This window comes from Novosphingobium sp. 11B (assembly GCF_054589055.1).
On the sequence record NZ_BAAILP010000168.1, the window covers coordinates 1 to 6,017 of the forward strand.

Below are 6,017 nucleotides of genomic sequence, written 5' to 3' on the forward strand. Positions count from 1 at the left end.
GAGCGCAGCGAAGCAATCCAGGGCAGTATGAGGTCGCCCTGGATTGCTTCGCTGCGCTCGCAATGACGAGATGGGTGGAAGGTAATCATACGGGATGACGTTTCGTTTTTCGCAACGTTTCGAGCATTGATTCGTCATTGAATGCAACGTTCACGGCGTCCACGCTGCTCATTGCAACATCCGAGAGCACTGATGACTGACCCGACCGACAACCCCGAAGACACCGGCCTGTCGCGCGCCGACCTGCTGCTGTTGCTGCCGTTCGTGTGGCAACTGGGCTTCGCGCCGTGGGCCAACGGCGTCGAGTGGGCGCCGCTGGGCCTGCCGTTCGGGATGGTCTGGCAGATGGCGGGCATCCTCTTCGCCACCGCCGTTCTGGGCCTCCGCTTCATGCTGGACGCGCGCAATAAGGAGGGCGGAGCATGATCCTCTCGCTCATCCTGCTGATCGTGTGCGGCACCGTCGCCGGTTCGATGCTCTATGGTCGCCGCAAGCAGAAGCGCGCGCAGACCATGGAGGAATGGGCGCTCGGCGGCCGCAAGCTGGGCACGCTGGTGTTCTGGTTCCTCAACGCCGGTGAGATCTACACGACCTTCGCCGTGCTCGGCATCTCGGGCTTTGCCTGGGCTTACGGCGCGCCGGCGTATCTGGCGTTCTGCTCGGTCTCGCTGTCGGCGGCGCTGGGCTACTGGCTGACGCCGATGATCCATGCCTATGGGCGGCGCCACGGCCTCGTCACGCAGGCGGACTTCTTCGCGCACCGTTATCAGGCGCGCTGGCTGGGTGTCTGCGTGGCGGCGGCGGGGCTCGTTGCGCTGGTGGTCTACGTGCAGATCCAGGTCACCGCGCTGACGCTGGTGGTGCGCCTTGCCGCAGGGCCGTGGGTGAGCCAGGGCGCGGCGGCGGGCTTCTCGGTCGTGCTGATGCTGCTCTTCGTGTTCCTCGCGGGCCTGCGCTCCGCCGCCTTCGCTGCGGGCGTGAAAGACGTGCTGATGCTGATCGTGGTCATCGTGCTGGCCTGGACCGTCGCGAGCGTGGTGGGCGAGGCTTCGGTGCTCGACGTCTTCCGCACCGTTGGCGAGCGCTTCCCCGAGGCCACCCGCTTCCCCGGCCTCAAGCCCGAACTCGGCCTCGACGTGACCTGGCTGGTGACCTCGGCAATCAACGTGGCGCTGGGGACGTACATCTTCCCGCACATGTTCCAGCTGTGCTACTCGGCCGACAGCGGCACGACGATCCGGCGCAATGCGGTGTTCCAGCCGATCTACTCGCTCTCGTATTTCTTCATCATCCTGCTCGGCTTCGCGGCGCTGCTGGCCGGGACCAAGGCGCCCGGCGGCGACCCCAATTCGCTGCTGCTGGCCTTCGTGGAGCAGCGCTATCCGGCCTGGATGCTCGGCGTGCTGGCGGGGACGGCCTCGCTGCTGGCGCTCGTGCCCGGCTCGGTGCTGCTGCTGACCTGCGGCTCGATCTTCGGCCGCAACATCGTGCGCCCGCTGGTTCCGACCATAGACGACCGCACCGAACTGCTCGTCTCGCGCCTCGCGATGGTCGTGTTCGCCGCGATCGCGCTTTACCTGACTTTGGGTGCGAGCGGCTCGCTGGTCGAGATCGGGCTGTCCGCCTATGCAGCGATCGGTATGCTGGCGCCGGGCGTCTACTGCGCCTTCCTGCTGCGCCGCACCAGCGCCGCCGCCGTATTGTGTGGATTGCTGACGGGCTATGCCGTGCTCTGGGTGCCCGCACTGTCGAGCCTCGCTGCCGGGTGGTTCCCGCACTGGGAGATCGGCCTCGTCGCGCTGGTCGCCAATGCCGCGGTCACCGTGGGCCTGTCTCTGGCAAGCCCGCGCAAGGTGCTCGTCGCCCAACCCGCCTGACGACACTGAGGCGCAAGACAACGCCGCGTCCGGTCCCGACCGGGCGCGGCGTCTTCGTGTCCGGGCCATGTCCGACGTTGCGGCCAGCGCAACGTTTTCGCCCGATGCGCGCCATTGTTGGAAAACAACCCCGCTGGCATCGATCGTCTGAAGGCAGAGAGCGGGACAAAGATCGCGCCGCTGCAGCAGGAATTTCCGCAGGTCAGGAACAAGGACGAAGCAATGACGGTCAGCAAGCGGTCACGGGTGAACTGGCAGGGCTATATCCCCGCGATCACGACCCCCTTCATCGACGAGGACACCCTCGACGAAAAGGGCCTCGGCCTGCTGCTGGAATGGCTCGTCGATCAGGGCATGCACGGCCTTGTGCTGGCCGGTACCACCGGCGAATGGACCAGCATGCGCCCCGACGAGCGCAAGCGCCTGTTCGCGCTGGCGGGTGCCCAGATGGCGAAGAAGGTGCCGCTCATCGCGGGCTGCTCCAGCTTCACCGCGCGCGAGACGATCGCTTATGCGCAGGCCGCCGCCGAGGCCGGTTTCGAGGGCGTGCTCATCACCCCGCCGCCTTACGTGCGTCCGCTGCCGAACGAGATCGTGGCGTTCTACGAGGAAGTCGGCGCCGCCATCGACCTGCCGATCTGCGTCTACAACTGGCCTCCGGGCACCGGCATCGACATGCCGCTGGAGACGCTGCGCCGCCTTGCCGACATCGACGCGATCGTCGCCATCAAGCAGTCCACCCCGCGTTTCACGCACTTCGCCGAGACCGTTTTCGCGCTGGGCGAGCAGGTCCGCGTGTTCGGCTATCCGATGGACGAACTGGGCCTGACGATGCTGCGTGTCCACGGCGGCGACGGCACGATGGGCGCGGGCGGCGTGCTCGGCCGCAACCAGACCGGCTTCTACGACAAGCTGTGGGCCGGTGATATCGAAGGTGCCCGCGAATGCGGGCGCAAGGACCGGGTGCTGATGGAGGAATGGTATACGCCGGACCTCGTCGGCCGCTTCGGTTCCGGCCCGGCGATCCTCAAGGCCGCGCTCGATGCGATGGGTCTGCCCGGTGGCCCGGTGCGCAAGCCGCTGATCGACGTCACCGGCAAGGACCGCGAAAGCATTGCCGAGACGCTGCGAAAGCTCGATATGCTCTGACCATGAGCATGCCGACGACGACCCACTGCGATATCCTGATCGTCGGCGGCGGACTCGTCGGCTGCGCTACGGCCTGGCACCTTTCCCGCTTGGGATTCAAGGCCTTGCTGGCTGAGCGGGGGCACCTCAACGCGGGTGCCTCCGGGCAGAACGCGGGCTCGCTGCACTTCCAGATCGAGCGGCGCTTCCTCGAACAGGGCGAGAAGGCCGCCGCCGACGGGGCGCGCATCGTCTCGCTCAACCGCCTCGCGATCGAGGAGTGGAAGGGCATCGAGGAGATGCTCGGCCGCCCCCTCGACGTCGCCATGCACGGCGGACTGATGGTGGCCGAGACCGAGGCGGAGATGGACCTCCTTGCCTTCAAAGTGGCCCGCGAGAACGAACTTGGCTTGCCCACAAGGGTACTCAACAGCACCCAACTGCACCATAAGGCCTCCGCACTGTCCCCCAACCTTGCCGGAGCCGCTTGGCTGAAGGACGAAGGCCATGCCAACCCGCGCATCCTCGTCGATGCCTTCGCCGATGGCGCGCGGGGGCAGGGGGCGTTGGTGAAGACCGGCACCGCGCTTGCCGGACTCTCGATGCAGCGCGACCGGACCTACCGTGCCACGCTGCACGGACCCGACGGCGAGATCACGGTGAACACGCCGCGCGTGCTGTTGGCGGCGGGGCATTGGGTGCCGCGCCTTGCCGGGCTGCTCGGGCTCAACGTGCCGCTCTATCCCGCGCCGCTGATGATGAGCGTGACCGATCGGACCGAGCCGGTGCTCCCTTACCTCATCCAGCACGTCGGGCGGCGGCTATCGATGAAGCAGACCGAGGACGGCAACTTGCTGATCGGCGGCGGCTGGCCCTCGCGCCTTGCGAAGCGCGCCGACGGCACCCCCGATCTCGACCGCCCCGCGATTGTCGAGCCTGCCAACTTGCGCGCCAATCTGGAAGTCGCCGCGCGGGTCATGCCGGGGCTGGCCGAGCGCTCGCTGCTGCGGACATGGACCGGCACCACCTGCATTTCCGCCGATCAGCTTCCGATCGTCGGTGAGGTCGCCGCCGCGCCGGGGCTGTTCGTCGCGGCGGGCGGATCGCTGTTCACGCTCGGCCCGGTGCTGGCGCGGCTGCTTGCGCGTACCATCGCGGAAGGCGCCGCGCCGGAGGAACTGACGATGTTCACGCCGCGCCGCTTCGCGCACCTCGATGCCTTCGCGGTGTTGCCGTGAAGCGCGTCGAACAGGGCGTCACCCGGCCCGCGCCGATCGCGGTGGAACTCGACGGTGCGCAAGTCATGGCGCACCCCGGCGAGACGGTGGCGGTTGCCGTGCTATCCGCCACGCCGCGCTTTCGCGACGACCGCTCTGGTCGCGCGCGGGGAATGTTCTGCAACATGGGCACCTGCAGCGAATGCACCGTCTGGGTCGCGCGCGGGGATGCGCCATGGCGGCGCCTGCGCGGCTGCCTCGTGCCCGTAGAGCCGGGCCTGCGCATCCGCACCGAAAGGCCGGAAGCATGAGCACTTACGACGTCGCCATCGTTGGCGGTGGTCCGGCAGGCCTCGCCGCTGCGGAGCGGACGCTGGCGGCGGGCCTCTCGACATGCGTGATCGACGAGCAGCAGCGCCCCGGCGGCCAGATCCTGCGCCAGCCTCCCGCGACGTTCTCCGTCCCCGGATGGCTCGGCGGCGCGCCTTATCGCAAGAGCCGCGCGCTGCTGGACCGGGTGAGCGGCGACGCGCGGCTGCAATGGCTGGGTGGCCGCTCGGTGCTGGGCGTCATGCCTGACGGCGAAGGTTTCGCGCTGACCCTCTCGGGCACGGCGGGCGGTATCGAACAGGTGCAGGCGCGGCGGGTGCTGGTGGCCGGGGGCTGCTACGACATGCCGGTGGCGCTGCCGGGCTGGACACTGCCCGGCGTCATGAGCGCGGGCGCGGTGCAGACGCTCATCAAGGCGCAGCAGGTGCTGCCCGGCCAGCGCGTGGTCCTGTTCGGCACTCATCCTCTGATGATCGTCCTCGCGCAGCAGATCGTCGAGGCCGGCGGAGACGTCGCGGCCGTCTGCTTCGCGCAGCCCTTCGCGGCGATGGCGCGCACGGCGCTGGCGCATCTGCCGCGCGCCCTGCGCACGCCGGGGCCGCTGCTTGCCGCTGCAGCCGGGATCATGGCGGTGCGCCGGGCCGGGGTGCCTGTTCGCTACGGTGCGCAGGCGTTGCGCTGCGAAGGCACCGACGCGGTGGAGCGCGTCGTCTTCAGCAACGGCGAAAGCATCGCCTGCGACGTCGCCGCGATGTGCTACGGCTTCCTGCCGCAAGCCGACCTGATCCGCCAGATCGGCGCCGAGGTACGCTGGTCCGACCCCGCCGGAGGCTGGGAAGCCATCCACGACGCATCCATGCGCGCGACCGTGCCGGGCCTCTACGTCGCGGGCGAGACCACCGGTGTCGCGGGCAGCGATGCGGCGATGGCCGAGGGCGCGTTGGCGGGGCTGGCCATCGCGCAGGACGCGGGCGCGCTGTCGGACGGGGAAGCGGCTGCGGCTATACGCAAGCCTCGGGCCGAACGGCAGGCGATGCAGGGCTTCATCGATCTTCTGCGGAGTGTCGCCGATCCCCGCCCATGGCTGCCGGAGCCGGAGCCGGAAACCCTGCTCTGCCGGTGCGAGGACATCTCCGCCGGGACTGTCGATCGAGCGATTGCCGATGCCTTGGAAGTCGGTCCCTCGTTCGGGGCAAGCGCGATCAAGCTGCGCTGCCGGGCGGGCATGGGGCTGTGTCAGGGCCGGACCTGCGAGCACGCGCTCGTGCGCCGCATCGCCTCGGCGCGGGGCTGCGCGGAAGCCGAGGTCACTGGCTTCCGTCCGCGCTTCCCCGCGCGTGCGGTGTCGGTGGCGGACTTGCTGGAAGGCGCGACATAGAGCACCTCGCGGTCCACACGCCGTCATTGCGAGCGCAGCGAAGCAATCCAGGGCAGTATGAGGCCGCCCTGGATTGCTTCGCTGCGC

6 protein-coding genes are annotated in these 6,017 nt (G+C 68.8%); all 6 read left to right on the forward strand.

What is annotated here, in order from left to right:
• Positions 1 to 192 precede the first annotated feature (192 nt).
• The 6 genes from ACYPYD_RS15300 (at position 193) to ACYPYD_RS15325 (ending at position 5,930) form a co-directional block, all read left to right on the forward strand.
• Positions 193 to 426: a DUF3311 domain-containing protein gene (locus ACYPYD_RS15300; protein ID WP_051587121.1), complete on the forward strand. Its 234-nt coding sequence runs from the start codon at positions 193 to 195 to the stop codon at positions 424 to 426.
• Positions 423 to 1,877, forward strand: coding sequence for a sodium:solute symporter family protein (locus ACYPYD_RS15305; RefSeq protein ID WP_459664020.1), 1,455 nt, complete (start codon positions 423 to 425; stop codon positions 1,875 to 1,877). Before ACYPYD_RS15300 ends, ACYPYD_RS15305 begins: the two co-directional genes overlap by 4 nt.
• Positions 1,878 to 2,099: 222 nt before the next feature.
• Positions 2,100 to 3,026 (forward strand): dihydrodipicolinate synthase family protein, encoded by a 927-nt coding sequence (locus ACYPYD_RS15310; protein ID WP_248006083.1) that lies wholly within the window; start codon positions 2,100 to 2,102, stop codon positions 3,024 to 3,026.
• 2 nt (positions 3,027 to 3,028) lie between these two features.
• Positions 3,029 to 4,243: an NAD(P)/FAD-dependent oxidoreductase gene (locus tag ACYPYD_RS15315; RefSeq protein WP_459664022.1), complete on the forward strand. Its 1,215-nt coding sequence runs from the start codon at positions 3,029 to 3,031 to the stop codon at positions 4,241 to 4,243.
• Positions 4,240 to 4,533, forward strand: coding sequence for a (2Fe-2S)-binding protein (locus ACYPYD_RS15320; protein ID WP_211150832.1), 294 nt, complete (start codon positions 4,240 to 4,242; stop codon positions 4,531 to 4,533). The genes ACYPYD_RS15315 and ACYPYD_RS15320 overlap by 4 nt, the downstream gene beginning before the upstream one ends.
• Positions 4,530 to 5,930 carry an FAD/NAD(P)-dependent oxidoreductase gene (locus ACYPYD_RS15325; protein WP_459664023.1) on the forward strand — a complete coding sequence of 467 codons (1,401 nt, stop codon included), beginning with the start codon at positions 4,530 to 4,532 and terminating at the stop codon, positions 5,928 to 5,930. The genes ACYPYD_RS15320 and ACYPYD_RS15325 overlap by 4 nt, the downstream gene beginning before the upstream one ends.
• The last annotated feature ends 87 nt before the right edge of the window (positions 5,931 to 6,017 follow it).

Excerpts from the sequence above, each read along its gene's own strand:
- ACYPYD_RS15300 (WP_051587121.1), top strand. The coding sequence starts at position 193 with ATGACTGACCCGACCGACAACCCCGAAGACACCGGCCTGTCGCGCGCC.
- ACYPYD_RS15305 (WP_459664020.1), top strand. The coding sequence starts at position 423 with ATGATCCTCTCGCTCATCCTGCTGATCGTGTGCGGCACCGTCGCCGGT.
- ACYPYD_RS15310 (WP_248006083.1), top strand. The coding sequence starts at position 2,100 with ATGACGGTCAGCAAGCGGTCACGGGTGAACTGGCAGGGCTATATCCCC.
- ACYPYD_RS15315 (WP_459664022.1), top strand. The coding sequence starts at position 3,029 with ATGAGCATGCCGACGACGACCCACTGCGATATCCTGATCGTCGGCGGC.
- ACYPYD_RS15325 (WP_459664023.1), top strand. The coding sequence starts at position 4,530 with ATGAGCACTTACGACGTCGCCATCGTTGGCGGTGGTCCGGCAGGCCTC.